The 16,655-nt window shown below is 60.3% G+C and carries 15 protein-coding genes, 1 tRNA gene and 1 pseudogene; 1 reads left to right on the top strand and 16 read right to left on the bottom strand.

The genetic code is table 11. From position 1 onward, the window contains the following. The 3 genes and pseudogenes from Q0K43_RS06150 to fabG form a co-directional block, all read right to left on the bottom strand. A pseudogene (locus Q0K43_RS06150) lies at nucleotides 1–120 on the bottom strand (branched-chain amino acid ABC transporter permease); the annotation flags it as partial. A 193-nt stretch (nucleotides 121–313) separates the two neighbouring features. After that, a complete protein-coding gene (locus Q0K43_RS06145; protein ID WP_297289685.1) occupies nucleotides 314–1,531 on the bottom strand; it encodes an ABC transporter substrate-binding protein in 1,218 nt (405 codons plus the stop codon). Between the two features lie 142 nt (nucleotides 1,532–1,673). After that, the gene (gene fabG / locus Q0K43_RS06140) at nucleotides 1,674–2,396 is read right to left on the bottom strand and encodes an elongation factor P 5-aminopentanone reductase (RefSeq protein WP_297289684.1); all 723 of its coding nucleotides are present in this window, start codon (nucleotides 2,394–2,396) and stop codon (nucleotides 1,674–1,676) included. Between the two features lie 122 nt (nucleotides 2,397–2,518). Between fabG and Q0K43_RS06135 the strand changes: the two genes are divergently transcribed. Continuing rightward, a tRNA-Val gene (locus Q0K43_RS06135) sits at nucleotides 2,519–2,594 on the top strand. Nucleotides 2,595–2,801: 207 nt separating this feature from the next. On the opposite strand, the gene Q0K43_RS06130 is transcribed toward Q0K43_RS06135, so the two are convergent. The 13 genes from Q0K43_RS06130 to Q0K43_RS06070 form a co-directional block, all read right to left on the bottom strand. Further along, complete coding sequence (locus tag Q0K43_RS06130) at nucleotides 2,802–3,584, bottom strand: BtpA/SgcQ family protein (protein WP_297289683.1); 783 nt, start codon at nucleotides 3,582–3,584, stop codon at nucleotides 2,802–2,804. Nucleotides 3,585–3,675: 91 nt separating this feature from the next. Next, entirely contained in the window at nucleotides 3,676–4,434 is a 759-nt protein-coding gene (locus Q0K43_RS06125; RefSeq protein ID WP_297289682.1) for an SDR family NAD(P)-dependent oxidoreductase, read from the bottom strand. Nucleotides 4,435–4,472: 38 nt separating this feature from the next. Next, the gene (locus Q0K43_RS06120) at nucleotides 4,473–5,261 is read right to left on the bottom strand and encodes a BtpA/SgcQ family protein (RefSeq protein ID WP_297289681.1); all 789 of its coding nucleotides are present in this window, start codon (nucleotides 5,259–5,261) and stop codon (nucleotides 4,473–4,475) included. A gap of 59 nt (nucleotides 5,262–5,320) precedes the next feature. Next, entirely contained in the window at nucleotides 5,321–5,695 is a 375-nt protein-coding gene (locus Q0K43_RS06115; protein ID WP_297289680.1) for a VOC family protein, read from the bottom strand. A gap of 57 nt (nucleotides 5,696–5,752) precedes the next feature. Further along, complete coding sequence (locus Q0K43_RS06110; RefSeq protein WP_297289679.1) at nucleotides 5,753–7,357, bottom strand: PTS system mannose/fructose/sorbose family transporter subunit IID; 1,605 nt, start codon at nucleotides 7,355–7,357, stop codon at nucleotides 5,753–5,755. A gap of 18 nt (nucleotides 7,358–7,375) precedes the next feature. After that, entirely contained in the window at nucleotides 7,376–7,852 is a 477-nt protein-coding gene (locus Q0K43_RS06105) for a PTS system mannose/fructose/N-acetylgalactosamine-transporter subunit IIB (RefSeq protein ID WP_297289678.1), read from the bottom strand. A 164-nt stretch (nucleotides 7,853–8,016) separates the two neighbouring features. After that, nucleotides 8,017–9,729 carry a phosphoenolpyruvate--protein phosphotransferase gene (gene ptsP / locus Q0K43_RS06100; protein ID WP_297289677.1) on the bottom strand — a complete coding sequence of 571 codons (1,713 nt, stop codon included), beginning with the start codon at nucleotides 9,727–9,729 and terminating at the stop codon, nucleotides 8,017–8,019. A 15-nt stretch (nucleotides 9,730–9,744) separates the two neighbouring features. Beyond that, a complete protein-coding gene (locus tag Q0K43_RS06095) occupies nucleotides 9,745–10,011 on the bottom strand; it encodes an HPr family phosphocarrier protein (RefSeq protein ID WP_297289676.1) in 267 nt (88 codons plus the stop codon). A gap of 36 nt (nucleotides 10,012–10,047) precedes the next feature. Further along, on the bottom strand, nucleotides 10,048–12,816 hold the full coding sequence (locus tag Q0K43_RS06090) for a sigma 54-interacting transcriptional regulator (RefSeq protein WP_297289675.1): 2,769 nt from the start codon (nucleotides 12,814–12,816) through the stop codon (nucleotides 10,048–10,050). Nucleotides 12,817–12,857: 41 nt separating this feature from the next. Continuing rightward, nucleotides 12,858–13,283, bottom strand: coding sequence for a PTS sugar transporter subunit IIA (locus tag Q0K43_RS06085; protein ID WP_297289674.1), 426 nt, complete (start codon nucleotides 13,281–13,283; stop codon nucleotides 12,858–12,860). 277 nt (nucleotides 13,284–13,560) lie between these two features. After that, nucleotides 13,561–14,421, bottom strand: coding sequence for an epoxyqueuosine reductase (locus Q0K43_RS06080; protein ID WP_297289673.1), 861 nt, complete (start codon nucleotides 14,419–14,421; stop codon nucleotides 13,561–13,563). Beyond that, nucleotides 14,399–15,925, bottom strand: coding sequence for a Mur ligase family protein (gene murE / locus Q0K43_RS06075; RefSeq protein WP_297289672.1), 1,527 nt, complete (start codon nucleotides 15,923–15,925; stop codon nucleotides 14,399–14,401). Before murE ends, Q0K43_RS06080 begins: the two co-directional genes overlap by 23 nt. A 52-nt stretch (nucleotides 15,926–15,977) precedes the next feature. Next, a partial coding sequence (locus Q0K43_RS06070; protein ID WP_297289671.1) for an aspartate/glutamate racemase family protein occupies nucleotides 15,978–16,655 on the bottom strand: 678 nt, incomplete at its 5' end.

Genomic DNA, 16,655 nt, shown 5'->3' with positions numbered 1-16,655 from the left:
GTCGCCGTGGGCAAAGTTCAGCATCTTGGCGATGCCGTACACCATGGTGTAGCCCAGGGCGATGATGGCGTAGACGCTGCCCAGACTGATGCCGGTGATCAGATTATTGAGGAAGCTCAAACCATTCACCTCTCTCTGTTTTCTCTCTTGGACCCGAACAGGCCGGGAACGGGCGGCTGATAGCCGCCCCTACAGCCAAAGGTATGTAGGGGCGATTATCAATCGCCCGTCTGGGGCCGATATGGGGAAAAGCGGGCTGCCGGGTCTGCCGGCAACCCGCTTTCATTCCCACTGTCAGCGGAATCTGATGAACTTACTGGGTGACGTACACGCCGCCCTCAACCTTGACCACCACGGGGGCCTTGGAGACCTCACCGTTGGCGGACCAGGTCATGCCGGTGCCGGTCAGGCCGTCCACGCTGAAGCCGTCGGCGGTGAACTGGGCGATGAGAGCCTCGCAGATATCCTGGGCGCTCATGTCGGCGGTAATGCCGGCGGCGGTGCAGGCCTCATAGATGGCGTACATACAGTCGTAGCCGTCGGCGGCGAACTGGTTGGGCACCTCGCCGTAAGCGGCCTGGTACTCCTCCACAAACTTCACAGTGCGCTCATCCTCGCCCCAGGCGTTGAAGGGAGTCATGAGCATCAGGCCCTCGGCCAGGGAGGTATCGAAGCCGGGCATGGTCAGGATGCCGTCCATGCCGTCGCAGCCGAAGAAGGTGGGCTCATAGCCCATGCTCTTGGCCTGGTTCAGGATCAGGGAAGCGGGGGTGTAGTAGATGGGCATGAACACCAGGTCGGCGCCGGCGTCCTTGGCGGCAGACAGCTGCACATTGAAGTCGGTGTTGGTGTCGTCGGGGAAGGTCTGAACGGTCACGATCTCCAGCCCGACTTCCTTGGCGGTGGCCTGGAAGGCGTTGTAGATGCCGGTGGAATAGGCGTCGCCGTTGTTGTAGATCACGGCGATCTTGCTGCCCAGGTTGTTATCCTTGATGTAGTTGGCGGCGGTGATGCCCTGGTTGGGGTCGGTGAAGCACACCTGGAACACATTGTCGCGGCCGTCGGTCACATCGGTGGAAGAAGCGGAGGGGGTGAGCTGGAAGTAGCGGTCGCTGTTGGTCTCGCTGGCTACCGCCACGCAGGGATTGGTGGTGGTGCAGCCGTAGATGATCTGCGCGCCGTCGTCCTTCAGCTTATTGTAGGCGTTCAGGGCCTTCTCAATGTCGCCCTCATCGTCCTGGGAATTCAGGGAGAACTGCAGGCCGCCCAGGGCATTGATCTCGGCAATGGCGATCTCAGCGCCCTGCTTGGTGGCCAGGCCGTAAACAGCAGCGGAGCCGGTCAGGGGGCCGATGCCGCCGATCTGGATGGTGCCCTCAGTGGCAACAGGGGTGGTCTCCGTGTTCCCGGAAGGCGTGTTGCCCGCGGGGGTGTTGGCGGAGCCGCCCTCATTATTGCCGCCGCAGCCGGCCAGCAGGGAGAAGCTCATAACACCTGCCAGTGCAAGAGACAGGATGCGAGACTTTTTCATGGTTCATTCCTCCTTCAAGAAGTTGTTGACAATTATATTCGTATCGTCGGAAATTGTCAACCTCAAAAATGCACAAGGGCCGCCTCGATCAAGGCGTCCCTTGTGTGAAGTATGAACAAGTTATGAACACAGGCAGGCCTTTTCAGATCACCAGCCCACCGTTGGGGGCCAAAACTTGCCCGGTCAAAAAGCCCGCGGCGTCAGAAGCCAGGTACCACAGGGCCTCCGCCACATCCTCCGGTCGTCCGATCCGCTCCAGGGGGGTCTCCTCCGCCAGGGCGGCCAGATCCGCAGGGCCAAGATTGCCGTTCATCTCGGTATCAATGACTCCGGGCGACACACAGTTCACCGTAATGCCGGAGGGGCCAAGCTCCTTTGCCAGCGCCTTTGTAAGGCCTATGACAGCTGCCTTTGAGGCGGAATAAGCCACCTCGCAGGACCCTCCCACCTGTCCCCACATTGAGGACAGAGTCAAAATTTTCCCTGCCTTCCGGTGGATGAAATGGGGCAACGCCGCCCGGATGGTATAGAACATTCCGTCCACATTAACGGCAAACATCCGCCGCCAGTCCTCGTCCGTCAGATCGCCAAATAATTTTTGCTGCGCGATGCCGGCGTTGCATACCAGAATGTCAAGTTGACAAAATTTATCCAACACATTGTCAACCATTTTCCCCACCTGGAGGGGATCGGACACGTCGGCCTGCACCGCCCAGCCGCCGATCTCCGCCGCCAGGGCCTCCGCCTTCTCTCTGGAGCGGCAGTAATTGACCACCACCGTATCTCCTCCGGTGGCAAACCGCCGGGCCGCAGCGGCGCCGATGCCCCGGCTGCCTCCGGTGATGAGTACTACCCGTCCCGCCATATTTGACCCCCCTGTTTTTGTTATTGTGGTAAGTATACCAGCCGGCGCACCCTTTGAAAAGGGTATTTTAAAAAAAGGCTTGACATCTTCCCGCCATTTCGATATAATAGTCTACGCTGTTCGGACGATTAGCTCAGCTGGTAGAGCATCCGCTTGACGTGCGGGAGGTCACAGGTTCAAGTCCTGTATCGTCCACCAGAAAAAGGTTTTGGAACCAACGTGGTTCCAAAACCTTTTTGTTTTTGTCTGCAACAAGAACCACTTGCCCTGTGCAACATATTTTTGCATGGAAACGCATCCTGTCTGCCACGGGATATTGAAGGAGACAGAAACGCCAGCCCCCTGGAACCGTAGCGGTTCTCGGGGGCTGGTGTTTCCTTTGGAGGGCGTCCCAGCCCTTGTCTCTTAGTTGTATTTGCTTCTCACCACGGCCATGAACTCCTTGACCAGGGCGGGATCGATCCGCTCGCCGGTCTTGAAGCCCCGGCCCACGATGACGGCGTCGGCGTACTCCAAATAGTCCAGCACATTGGTGGTCTTGACGCCGGAACCCACGATGATGGGGAAGTTGCCGATAGCTTCCCGCATGGATTTTACATCCTCCACGGTGATGCGCTTGTTCTGGTCATTCTCGGTGACAATGATGGCGCTGGCGTCGTGGTTGATGGCGTTGCCGGCGGCCTCGTTGATGGGGATGTTGGGCATACCGTAGGTCTCCTGGGTATGGACGTCGGCAAACAGCATGGTATCGGCAGGATACTGTTTCATCAGGTTCATCAGGGGGGTGGAGCAGGCCTCCAGGTAACCAAAGGACCCGGCCCGGTTATCCACAAAAGCCTCCACACGGATGAAATCGGCGTCCACCGCGTAGGCCATAGCCCACTCCTGCTCGTAGGCGTTCATCTCAATGTTGACGCCGAAGGGGATCTTACAGAAGGAACGGATCTCGGCGGCCACCCGGACCATCAGGGAGTAAGCCTCCAGGGGAATGGAGGTGCTGTACTGGGGCCAGTCGCTGAAATTTTCCAGGGCGATGGCGTCCACGCCGCAGTCGATCAGGGTCTTGGCATCCTCCAGCGCGTTTTTGACGATCTCGTCCTTGTTGTCCCGATAGGAGGCGTTGCCCGGCAGGGGCAGCAGGTGTACCATACCGATGACCATTTTGCGATCAAAGAATTTGTTTTTCATACTTCTTCATCCTTTCCAAAGTCCGCTGTGACCCGCTCCGGCAATGGCTGGGCGGCCGGCGGGCGTTTTTGATGATTTGGCACGCCGGGACTCAGCCCAGCAGCATTCCACCGTCCACCACCAGGTTGGCCCCGTTGATGTGGCTGGCCTCCGGGCTGCTCAGGAAATAGACCGCGTCGGCGATCTCCGAGGGTTTGGCGGGGCGGTGGGAGGGCCCCAGGGTGATCTCCCCGTTTTCGCCCAACTCCCGGTAGTTGTCCAGGGTGCGCTGCATCATGCCGGTATCCACCCAACCGGGGGACACCGAGTTGACCCGGATCCCGCAGCCTCCATATTCGTTGGCCACATTCTGGGTCATACCGATGGCAGCCCATTTGCTGGAGCCGTAGCCCACCTCCAGGGTATAGCCCCGCATGCCCGACACAGAGCCAAAATTGACGATGGCCCCCTGCTCCTGCTCCACCATGATGGGCAGCACATTTTGCATCATCAGGAATGTGCCGAACACGTTGACGGCATAGATCCGCTTGAAATTCTCAAAGTCGTAATCCACCGTCTTGGCGTACCGGCCCACAATTCCGGCGGCATTGACCAACACGTCCACCCGCGTAAGCTCCGCCTTGATCCGGGCCACCGTAGCCTTTACCTGCTCCTGGTCGGAGATATCCAGCTGATAGCAGGACGCTTGGCTGTGATCCAGCCCCAGCTCCTGCATGGTCTTTTCCAGCAGTTCCCCGTCCCTGTCCAGCATGGCCACATGATAGCCGTGGCCGCAAAACGTTCTCACCACTTCCTTGCCGATACCGCCGGAAGCGCCGGTGATCACGCACACCATCTTTTTCTGATCCATAAGTCAGTCTTCCTCTTGCCCTGTTTCCCTTTCTTTGTTTACTTCAGCCGGGCCATCAGTTGTTCCACCCGGGCCTGGTCGATGGGATTGAGTACCTTCCCATCCTGTTTGAAGCTGCTGCCGATGATGGCGCCGTCCGACACCCCTATGTAGTCCAGCACGGTCCTCTCATTGACGCCGCTGCCCACAATGACCGGAACGTCGCCGGCCATGCACTTCATCTCCCGAACATCGTCCACGCTGGGGCTTTTGCCGGTGGTGATGCCGGTACAGATCAGTGCGTCGGCGCCCGCCTCAAGGATGGAGTCCACCGTAAAGTCCAAAGGCTGCTCCACCACGGGGAAGGTGTGCTTCACATGGACGTCCGCCAGGATGGCGATATCCTTGGGATATTGCTCTTTCAGCCGCATCAGCGCCGGGCCGCAGGGCGGGCAGTAGCCGTTGGGTCCCATTCGGTGTTCGGCAAAAACCTCTACCCGGATAAAGTTAAAGTTACAGGTGTAGGCGATGCTCCATTCCGCCTCATAATGGTTGAACTGCACGTTGATCCCCAGGGGCAGGCTGCAATTCGCCCGCAGCCGCGTAGCCAGGTTTGCAAAGGCCGTACAGGTAATCAAATCATTCCCGGTGGCATAGGGGATGTCCCCGAAGTTCTCCACAATGGCCGCGTTCACCCCGCCCCGCTCCAGGGCCTCCAGGTCGGCGGCGGCGGCACGGTAGATCTCCTCCATATCCCCGCCATAGAGGGGAGAACCGGGAAGAGGCTTGAGGTGGACCATCCCGATAATAGGCTTGGTCCCGCCAAACACGTTATGAAAAATTGACATATGATTTACTCCCCTTTCCTACGCTGCCCGGCGGGCCGCGTCTTGTTCCAAAGCCGTCCTTATGCGCTGACCTCCAGGATGTTGTCCTCAAAGGTGATGGCCCGGGTCTCCTTGCCTCCCACGGTAGCGGGCTCGTAGAGGATCTCATAGCCGCCGGCACGGAATTTCTCTGTGATTTCATCCAGCTTCTCCCGGCTGTCCACCTTGATGCAGATATGTACGAAGCCGGTGCGGTTGGGGTCCTTCTTCTGATCCACGATCTCCGGCTTGGTCATGAGTTCCAGCTTGGGTCCCTCGTCGAACTTCAAAATATAGGACTTAAAGCCGTTATCCTCCTCATAGACCGCGTGTTCCTGGGCGCCGAAGTAGTCCATGAAAAACTGCTTGGCCCCCTCCAGATCTTTTACAAACATGCCTACAATACTGATTCTCATATACAAACACTCCCTTTGTGTGTAATAGCTCTTGTTTGGCCTGCGTTTCCCGATCTGTCAGGCGATCAGGCCCAGCACGCCCAGCACAAAGCCCAGGCCCATGACGGCAAACGTAATGTAGGAACTCTTGACGCCCTTCTTGGCCATGCCATATACGCCCATGGTCAGCAGCAGGGGCATAGCGTTGGGCAGGATGGCGTCGAACACGCCGGTCTGGAGGTTGAAAAGTTCCACGCCCTCCTGGACGATGGAGACATTCCAGTTGAAGGTCACGAAGCTGCACACCAGGGCGCCCATGACGGCGCAGCCCAGGATGCTTGCCACTTCGATCACCTTGTCAAACAGGCCGCTCTCCATCAGCTTGAGGACGGTCTCACCGCCGCTGTTGTAGCCCAGCTTGAGCATCCAGTAGCCCACGCCGTAGAAGATGGCCATAAAGATGATGGTGAAGGCCACGGGAGCCCAGACAGCGCCCTGGCTGGCCAGGTTGATGAAGATTACGGAGAGGATAGGCAGCAGCACCACCTGGGAGAGGGTGTCTCCGATGCCCGCGCAGGGGCCCATGAGTCCGGATTTCAGGGAGACGAAGGCCTCTTCGGGGATGTCGGCGCCCGCCTTCTTCTGCTCCTCCATAGAGGCGCAGATGCCCAGGATCATGCCGCCGAAATTGTGGTCGGTGTTGAAGAACATGGCGTGGCGCTTCATGGCGGCCACCAGGCCCTCCTTATCGCCCTTATAGATCTTGTTCAGCAGAGGCACCATGGCGTTGCAGAAGCCCAGGCCCTGCATTCTCTCATAGTTGTAGCAGGACTCACAGAACCAATGCCAGCGCAGCCAGGCCCGGGTCAGATCGCCCTTGCTGAAGTAGCGGTAGGTCATGGCGTTCTCGCCCTTCACGCTGCGGAAGGCGGAGAGGTCGTCGGCGTCAAAGCCCACCACCAAAACCGCGATGATACCAAAAATAAACGCTACAGCGATGGTGCCCAGGTTCAGATAGCTGGTGGCGGCAAAGCCCAGGAAGAGGAACCAGCGGGCCCGGCCTTTGAAGATGGTGAGCAGCATCAGGCCAACGCCTACGGCGGGCAGCAGACCGCCCATGAGGCTGAGGGCGTCCATCACAGGTCCGCTCAACGCGTTCACAATGCTGTCCAGGGCGTTTGCGCCGAAGTACAGGATCACGAAGGCGATGACAAAGCGGATGACGGTCTTGACGATGTATGGAATCCACATGTTGATGAGCATGATCCGGTTGGATTTTCCCTCGTCAATCCACTTGTCCGCCAGGGGAATGAGGAAGCACTGGCCGGCCATGGTCAGGACGTTGAGTACGGAACCCACCAGGCCCATAGGCACTGCCAGGGCCAGGGCCGCGCCGGTATCCAGGCCGCCGATGATGGCGAAGGCGGTGCCCATAATGCCGGCCATGCCGGAGTCGGAGGGGAGCGACCCGCCGGCGGAGATAATGCCCAGATACATAATGTTGATGGTGGCGCCGATGATGGTGCCCTGGACCGGATCGCCCAGGATCAGGCCCACCACCAGGCCGGAAACCAGCGGGCGATTCAGGGTGGCCCACTGGCCCATAGAGCCGAAGGGCCAGCTGATGTTGGCAAAGCAATACCAGAACGAAATCAGGCAAATTTGCAGAATACTTACGTCCATATTTCTCCCGCCTCCAATTTACAACAGTTTTTTGATGTTTTCTTTTGCGTCGGTGGGGACCATCTGGCAGTAGACACTCACTCCGCTGGCGACGAGGTCTCTGAAGTCCTGGATCTCCGCGTCGCTGGCAGAGATGCTCTTATTGAACCGCTTTCTGCCCGCAGCGCCGCCCATATTCCCCAGGATAACCTCGCTCAGCTCAATCCCGCTTTTGACCATCTTCAGCATGGGGCCGGGGGTCTTGGTCAGCACGAACACCCGCTCGCCCTCGGGAGCGTCCTCCTTCAGAAATGCCGCGGCGTCCTCCTCGGTCATGACGTGCAGCGTAATGCTCTTGGGAGCCGCTGCAAACAGGATCCGCTTCAGAAACGCATTGGTAGCAGACGGGCCGTCGATCACCAGGATCACATTGGCGTCGGTCAGCTTCAGCCATGAGGTCATCACCTGTCCGTGAATCAGCCGCTCGTCTACCCTTGCCATGACAATGTTACGCATACATACACCCTCTCTCTGCATTCGTGGTCGTGGTTTTTCTGTCCAAATCCGTACCGCACCACCCCCGCTCCCTGCCTATGATCGCTCCATTACGCGTCTGGCTGATAAGGATGCAAGAATCGTGCCACTATTTGTAGTAATGGAATCGGGGCCATCTGTGAGGCTCAGCCCGCCTGCTCCAGATATCGCTTTACCGCCGCCTCGTCCGGCAAGCTCAGCAGTTCCTCCGCCCGCTGCCGGCACTGATCCATGGTCCATTCGCTGAGGAGTTTGCGGAGCTTGGGAATCAGCCGTGGGCTCATGGACAGCTCTCCCAGCCCCATCCCCACCAGCGCGGCGGTCAGCCGGGCATCCCCCGCCGCCTCACCGCACATGCCGCAGAGGATTCCGTTGTCCCGGGCGGCTTTGGCCGTGGCGGCGATCAGCCGCAGTACCGCCGGATGGTAGGCGGTGTAGAGATCCGCCACATGCTCGTTGCCCCGCTCCGCGGCCAATGTGTACTGGATCAGATCGTTGGTGCCGATGGAGAAAAAGTCCACCTCTTTGGCAAACTGGTCCGCCATTACGGCGGCGGCGGGGATCTCTACCATGATGCCCACCTTGACAGGCCCCATTGGGACACCGTCTCCCTGGAGCTGGCGGCGCTCCTGCTCCAACATGGCCTTGGCGGCCCGCAGTTCCCCCAGCCCGGAGATCATGGGAAACATGATGTGCAGCGTCCCATAGGCCGAGGCCCGCAGCAGCGCCCGCAGCTGTGGCCGGAACAAGTCGGGGCGTTTCAGGGTCATGCGTATGGCCCGGCAGCCCAAAAAGGGGTTGTCCTCCCGGGGCAGGGGCAGGGCGGGCAGTTTCTTGTCGCCCCCAACATCCAAGGTGCGTACTACCACCGGTTTGCCCCCCATGGCCTCCAACGCCTTCCGGTAGGCGCAAAACTGCTCCTCCTCGGTTGGCAGGTCCTCCCGATCCATAAACAGGAATTCGCTACGAAACAGCCCCACTCCTTCGGCTCCCAGGGCAGCGGATGTACCGGCCTCCTCGGGAGACCCAATGTTGGCAAACAGTCCCACATGGACCCCGTCGCTGGTGACGGTAGGTCTGTTCCGAAAGGCGGCCAGTTCCTGCGTCTGCCGCTCCGCCTCTGCCCTGGCGGCAGCGCAGGCCTCCTGCTCCTCCCGGGAGGGCGCTACGATCAGCCGGCCTGTGGTCCCGTCCAGAATGGCCTGGGCGCCGTTCTCCACCTGTGCTTCCCAGCCGGTCAGGCCCACCACCGCCGGTATCCCCAGGGTGCGGGCAATGACGGCGGTGTGGGCGGTAACCCCTCCCAGGCGGGTGGCCAGCCCCACCACATGGGACACATCCATCCGTACGGTGTCCGATGGCATCAGCTCGTCTGCCAAAAGGATCACATCCTGATCCAGGCGGGTCACATCCTGCTCGGGCAGGCCCAGGATCGCCCGCAGCAGCTGCTGTTTCAGATCCTCCGCATCGGCGGCCCGTTCGCTCATCAGCTCGTCGTCCAGGGCGCGGAACATGTCGGCCAGAGCGTCAAACTGGCGCTGGACAGCCTGGGCGGCGGTCAGCTTGTCCGCCCGGATCAGTTCCTCAATGGGCATGCTGACCGAATACTCGTCCTGCAAAAACGTCAGGTGGGCGTCGAAAATCTCCGCCTCCTTTTTTCCCAGCTTGCGGCAGGCCTGGTCATACAGGTCTTGCAGACGCGCCTGGGTACGCGCCATCGCCGCCTCAAACTGCTCCACTTCGGTCTCCGGGTCCCGGGCGGGCGTATCAGGCGCTTTCAGCGTCTGTTGGGCCAGCAGAAAAACGGCCCCCATCGCCATCCCCTCGGATACGCCTCGCCCCTGAAATACCATTGACATGACACCGACCTCCTGTCATTCTCCCAAGCCGCTGTTCACCGCCGCCACCATGTCTCTCAGGGCCTCTTCCTCCCCCTCTCCATCGGCCACGATCTTGATCTCGTTGCCGCATTTGACGCAGGCGGACAGCACGCTGACAATGGATTTCCCGTTAAATTGCCTGCCGTCCTTCTGAATGGAGATGGCGCAGCCCTTATGGCTGATGGCCTCCTTGACAAAGACGTTGGCGGGCCTGGCATGCAGCCCGGTCTGATTGATGATTTTCACTGTTTCGCAAACCATAATACTTCTCCTCGTATTTTAGAATTTGTGGATTGTTCAGATGGACTCAGGCAAAGAGAGCATGAAATAGAAGTATTCTACCGGCGGAATCTCGCAGCCGTAGGGCAGAAACGCCTCCTTGATGGTGTGTTCCAGGAACTGATACCAGGACGCCTTCTGCCGGATCAGCCTCTCGTGTTCCGGGTCCTCCTCCAGCCGCTCTCCGCTGACAATGCGCTCCAGCATACTGGCCGCGTGCATGAACAGCCTCACCTGTACATCCTGAGGGATGGGTTTCTTGTAATAGCGGGACTCCAGGATGGAGATCATCCGCTCGATGCAGATCACCGCCTTGTCCCGGTCCACATTGGGGGCAATAAAGTCGAAATTCTCTTTCAGCAGCCCCAGGGCGCCTCCGGCCGACGGTTCCTCCCCCTCCTCCGAGGGAAAGCAGCCGCTTCCCCAGTTGTCCAGGATGGAGGAGATATACTCCATGCCGCTGGCGGTAAAGACCCGATCGGCGGAGAGGAAGGGCACGCCGGAAATGCCCGGGTCCACGGTACCCACCACCAGCTTGATGGACTTGTCGTAGGTCTTGTAGATGGCTTCAAAGTCCTCCAGGGTACTCAGTGCCACAATCCGCAGGTTGGGAATATAGGAGAGCTTCTTCTCCAGGATCTCCTTGATGCTCCTGGCGCTGCCGATGCCGGTAACGCAGATGGAGAGTACCACCCGGGTCCGCTCCTCCTCGTCCTCTTCCTGGGGGGCGGAAGGCAGCTGGGTGGACGTAGACCGGAAGAAGCGGTACATAAAATCGCTGTAGTTTTGCAGCACCCGCTGGTAAGTGGTCTCCAAATCGTCCCACATAGCCATGGTGGTCCGGCAGGCGTCCATCAAAATGTGCTGCTCCAGGATGGGGATCACCTTGCAGGGCACGCCGGTGGCCCGGCACAGCTCACACTCCAGGCCCACCAGCACTTTCAGGTCGGTAAAGATCAGGTTGCCGCCGTCACCGTGGAAGGTACGGATGTTTTTGCATACACTGTTGAACATGCCGCTCATGGCCCCGGCGGACTGATTGTCCACCCAGTGAAGATGGGAGGCGTGGCATACCGAGCTGACAAATTTCGTCATGCTGGAGGCGGTGCGCTCGTTGCTGGACACCACCGTAAGCCACACCCTGGGCGCCTCGCTGCGGTTGGCCACCTGGCTGAGGAAGATGGCCAGAAAACTCTCTTCGTCGTCGGTGATCTTGACTTTCAGGGCCGAGGAGAGCCACTCCCGATTTTTTTGCAGGAAGGCGGCCTCCCGCACATAGCCCTTCATGCCGTCCAGGAGATTGGGCGGGAAAGAGGGCTGCTCGGAGCGCATCCGGTCCACATACTGGCTGATGTGCATAGCCAGCAGGACGGGGGCGGTGGAGGGATAGACCCGGTTTAATTCCCGGGAGGCACGGTCCAGGAACTCCGCCGAGATCCCCACGCAGCCCGGGAAGAGAACGCTGTTGAGCAGGCTTACGTCGGTACCCGGCTCCTGGAGGACCCGGTCCATATTGACATAGTAGTTGTCCACCTCCGCCACCATGATCTGCTGTAATTCCTCGGCGCTGAGTCCCTTTTTCAGGCCCTGCTCCAGGTGGTTGTCCACAAAGTCATAAATATCCATAAATTCAGGCACGTCTCCGCCCGCCAGCTTGGGACCGCTGCCCGAGATGTGCATGTCCCCCTCAAAGCAGGCCAGAGCCTCGGGATCGACGCCTTGTCCGCTTTCATTGCCGTGGACCTGAAAAGACAGGTCGGAGAAAGCAATGCTCACCTCCCGATCTCCGCCGTTCAGGCCCTGGCGCAGGTAGCCTTTGGCACAGGAGATCTGGATGGTGTTTTTCAGGGAACCCAGATTGGCGTAGAGGGTGTAGCCCAGCAGGGCGTTCAGCACCTCCCGCTGAATGCGGAGGGGCCGGCCAATGCGGGCCGCCTCTTCGGTGTAAAAGTGTTCAATGAATTCCAGCCGCTCGCTGATGGGCCGCTCGAACAGGGCAGGCATCTGGATCAGCACCGGCATCCGGCGCAGGAAGGTATCCAGCAGGTCGGTCACCGGCTTGGTGGTGGCGCCGATGAGCATAAACTGGGAGCGCCTGGTGGTGACGTCCCCCAGGCGGTGATACAGCCCTGTGTCCAGCAGGGTAAAGAACAGCTCCTGTCCCGCGGCGGAGAGGTGATGGATTTCATCCAGCAGCAGGATGCCGCCGTCGGCCTCCTCCACCAGCCCCACCTTATCCTCCAGCGCGCCGGTAAAGGCCCCCTTCTTATAGCCGAACAGATGGCTGAGCAGCAACTGGGGATTGTCCGAGTACTCAGCGCAGTTAAATACCACAAAGGGGATATTCCCATCCTTGGAGCCAAAGGCGTTGATCTCCCTGGCATATTCCCACACCGCCTTGGCAAAGCTGCTCTTGCCCGACCCGGTGGGGCCGAGTATGAGCATGTTCAGTCCATGAGAGGGATAGGCCGCCGCCGCCTTGGACACGCTGATCTGATGCTTCAGGCTGCCGTTTGCCCCCACCAGTTTGGAAAAGGCTGTGGGGCCCGTTTCCGGGGCGGAGGGTGGGGGCTGATCCTGGGCCTGTCCATCGGCGGGAAAAAAGCGGATATTTTTCTTCCCCTCCCGGCGCAGTTTCCCCTCGGCCACCAGTTTGTTAAGTTCCACCGCCACATCGTTGCGCCAGATGGATAGCGCGTCGGCGATCTCCTGTGTGGTAACGCCCTCCTCCGGCTGTTGGGTGCGGCATTTGTCCACTACATAGGCTAATATACGGTCCTTTCTCATAGCAGAGCATCTCCAATCCGGCACCCTCTGGGCAGGGCGCCTTATACCTGCAAGGTGTCTTGCATAAATGTTCTTACGTTGACGATACCGGCGTGGGCCGACTCCTCCAGCGCCCTCACCAACGCGTCCCCGCTCATGCACTCCCGCATGGAGAGTGCGTCCAGCAGAACGGGCAGGCTGGCGCCGCACAGGCCGTCTATAGGTCTGCCGCCGCACCGGGCCATCATCTGGTTAAACGGTGTGCCGGAAAACAGGTCGTACAGGACGATGGAGCCCTCCGGCATGGCGCTGTAAATGGCGTTGGCCCGCAGGCCGTACTGCTCCAGATCATCCTCCGCCCGGAAGGGCAGGGCGGTCACGTTGGGGGTCTCCCCTACGATCATCTTGGCCGACTCAATCATGGCGGTACACAGGGGTCCATGGGATAAAATCAAGATCCCAGGCAACTCGTTCACCTTTTCATTCATAGTTTCACATCTCCAAACCAAAATATTAAAGGGAGCGTTTTTCTTTTCCTGCCTGCCATACTATGCAAAGCACATGCCACTACCAGTAGTGGCATGTTGCCCAGGTTATCTTTGGTCACATAATCCCCCCTTTGCCATCCGTCCTTGGCAGGGTTCCAAAACCCACTTTATGGATGTACATAAAAAAGCAGACGAGTCCTCCCGCCGCAGGCTGATCCCGCAGCAGGAGGACTCGTCTGTTTTTCAAAAAGTTGCTCAGAGAAAACATATGCTAAAGTCAGGGTAGCCCCTCCACCGGCGCGGAGGGCATTTTCAGTTCCAGATTACGTCTCAGAGGGGCAGGGCCCCGCCAGGCAAAGGCCCGGTCGCCGTACTTGTCCCGGAAGGTCCGGTTGGTCAGCCCCTCCAGGTCGGCACCCTCCAGGGCATCCACCAGCCCCTCCCGGAACTCAGGCAGAGGGGACAGGGCGGGATGGGCGTTGTAGGGGCACACCTGCTGGCAGATGTCGCACCCCCAGATCAGGGGGTGGGTCTTTACCAGCGCCGTCTCCTCCCCGGTCAGCTCCCCCTTCTTCTGAGTCAGCTCGGACAGGCAGCGGGACAGATCCACGCCGCCCTCTTCCAGAGCGCCGCCGGGGCAGGCAGCCAAACACTTGCCGCAGCCCACGCAGTCAGGGGAGGTGGTGCGGGGCGGCAGGTCCAATTCCACATCGGTGAGGATGGTGCCCAGAAACACATAGCTGCCGTAGGGGGGCAGGATCACCAGCCCGTTTTTCCCCCGCAGCCCAATCCCGCACCGCCAGGCCGCCTGCCGTTCCGGCAGAGGGGAATTGTCGGCAGCGGGCAAATATATCCCATTTGGGTATTTTTCTTTCAAAATATAGCAAATGGTATTCAATCTTCCGGTGACAACCTGGTGATAATCCCGCCCCCGAGCGTAGAGGGACAGGTTGCCGGGCCGGTCCCCGGCGTAGTAGGGGAAGGCGGCTACCAGCACGGTACAGGGATTGGGGCACAGCTGTTCCGCCTTTGCCATGTCCTCCGCCGTCATATCCTCCGCCAGTTCCGAAAAGGGCAAGCCGCCCCAGGCGGCGGCGCCTGCGGCGGCAAAAGCCTCATTGAGCATGGTCACGGTCATACTTGTCCAGGGCCTGCCGGGCCAGGATTCCGTCTGGGATGCAGGGTTCGGGGCCGTTTTTTCGCTTCTGGGCCTCCTCGCAGCCCTTGCCCGCCAGCAGCACCACGGCGGGACGCTCTGCCTCCAGGATGGCGGTCTCCACCGCCCGCTCCCGGTCGGGAATGACGGTGTACTCCTTGTTCCACCGCTTGAGGAACACGCCGATGTCGGCGCAGATGTCCTCCACCTCCTCGGGGCCGGGGTCGTCCTCGGTGAGGATAATCCGGTGGGCCCACTCTCCGGCGGCGTTGCCCATGCCCTCCCGGCGGTCGATGCCCTTACCGCCGGTACAACCGAAGAGCACTGTCAGCTGCCGGTCGGGGTACTCCGCCCGCACGGAGCGCAGGGCGTTCTGCAGGCTCATGCCGTTGTGGGAGTAATCCACAATGACGGAGATCTGATTGTCGGCACTGACGTAGTGTTCCATGCGGCCGGGGACAAATGCCTTCTCCAGGCCCTCCTCCACTGCCTCCCGGGGGATGTCGTAGGCCTCAGCCACCGCCACGGCGGCCAAGGCGTTCTCCACGTTGAACAGGCCGGGGGTGGAGATGGCCAGCTCCCCCTCGTACCGGGGGGTGCGGACGTGGAAGGCAATCCTGCTGCCCTCCTTGCGCACGTTGCTGCCGTACACCGCGGCGGCGGGGTCCTTCTGAGAGAAGGTAATGACCTTCTCACACCGGGCGGCAGCAGCGGCCACCTCAGGGGCGTGATCGCAGTCCATGGAAATACAGGCGGTTTTGGCCTGCTTGAAAATCAGCAGCTTGGATTGGAGGTAGTCCTCCAGATCAGGGTGTTCCACCGGGGAGATGTGATCCTCACCGATGTTGAGGAACACGGCGCAGGACAGGTCCACTCCAATGACCCGTCCATACTTCAGGGCCTGGGAGGACACCTCCATCGTGAGATAATCCGCCCCGGCCTCCACCGCGTTGGACAGATGGCGCTGGAGATCCAGGGGTTCCGGCGTGGTGAGCTTGGCGGGCTTGCGCTCCAGGCCGTCGTCGGTGACGATGGTGGAGAGCAGGGCGCTCTCCCGGTGCCCCTGGGCAGCCAGCCAGGTGTCCACGATGGATTTGGTATAGTAGGCCGTGGTGGTCTTGCCCTTGGTGCCGGTGATGCCGGTAATGGTCAGCTTGCCGGAGGGGTGTCCGTAACTGAGGTCGGCCAGCAGGCCCATGGCCTGCCGGATATCGGTGACCCGCAGGCAGGGCAGGGGCACATTGGGGTAGGGAGTCTCGCTGACGTAGACAAAGGCGCCCCCCTCCATGGCCTGGCGCAGGTAGTCCTCCTTGAATTTGGCCCCCTTACACACAAAGAGAGTGTGGGGAATCACCACCTGGGAGTCGCAGGACACCAAAGCCACCGGGGCGCTCAGGTCAGCATGAACCGGCCCCTTGTCGGCCAGCAGATCGTGGCGCAGCAGCAGCTGCACATAGTCGCCCAGAGGGCGGCGAAAATCGGTCATAGTCATTCACCACCAAAAACTTGTAGGGCCGATGTCTCCATCGGCCCGTTGCTTATACCAGGCGCAGCTTATAGCCGCAGGCGGTGATGCACCGCTGGGCCAGCACGTCCATTGCGTCCAGGTAATAATCGGGCAGGCCGTGGTAGGTGCGGTAGACGGACAGCTCGGTGCAGCCCAGAATGGCGCTGTCGCATCCCGTCTGGCGCAGCCAGCGGTCAATGACGGCGAATTTCTCCCGGGAACCCTTCTCGCCCCGCTTGATCTCGTCGTAGATGATGCTCATCACCAGCTTCTGGATCTCCTCCGGCGGGGAGACCGCCTCCAGCCCCCCGGCGCTACACTCCTTCTGGTACACGCCGGTGCGGATGGTGCCGTCGGTGGCCAGGATACCCACCTTGCGCTTCCCCTCCGCCGTCAGCGCCCCCACGGTCTCCCGGGGCATGTGGATGAGGGGGATGGAGAGTTCCCCCTGGAGCCGGTCGGCAAAGTAGTGGGAGGTATTGCAGGGAATGGCCAGCACGGTGCAGCCGCCTCTCTCCAGCAGCCGGGCTCCCGAGAGCAGCCGCTGGTAGCAGCCCTCTGCGTCGCCCCCCAGAATGGCGGCGGTGCGGTCGGGCATGGAGGTGTCGCTCCAGATCAGGGTGGGCAGATGCTCCTGGTCGCAGGAGGCGTCGGTGCGGTCCAGAATCCGCTGATAGAAGTCCTGGGTGGCCTGGGGCCCCATGCCGCC

Source organism: uncultured Flavonifractor sp. (assembly GCF_944383115.1).
In the GTDB taxonomy this organism is placed as follows: domain Bacteria; phylum Bacillota; class Clostridia; order Oscillospirales; family Oscillospiraceae; genus Flavonifractor.
The sequence above is the reverse complement of the archived record's forward strand: the minus strand, read 5'-3'. Positions and strand labels throughout refer to the sequence as shown.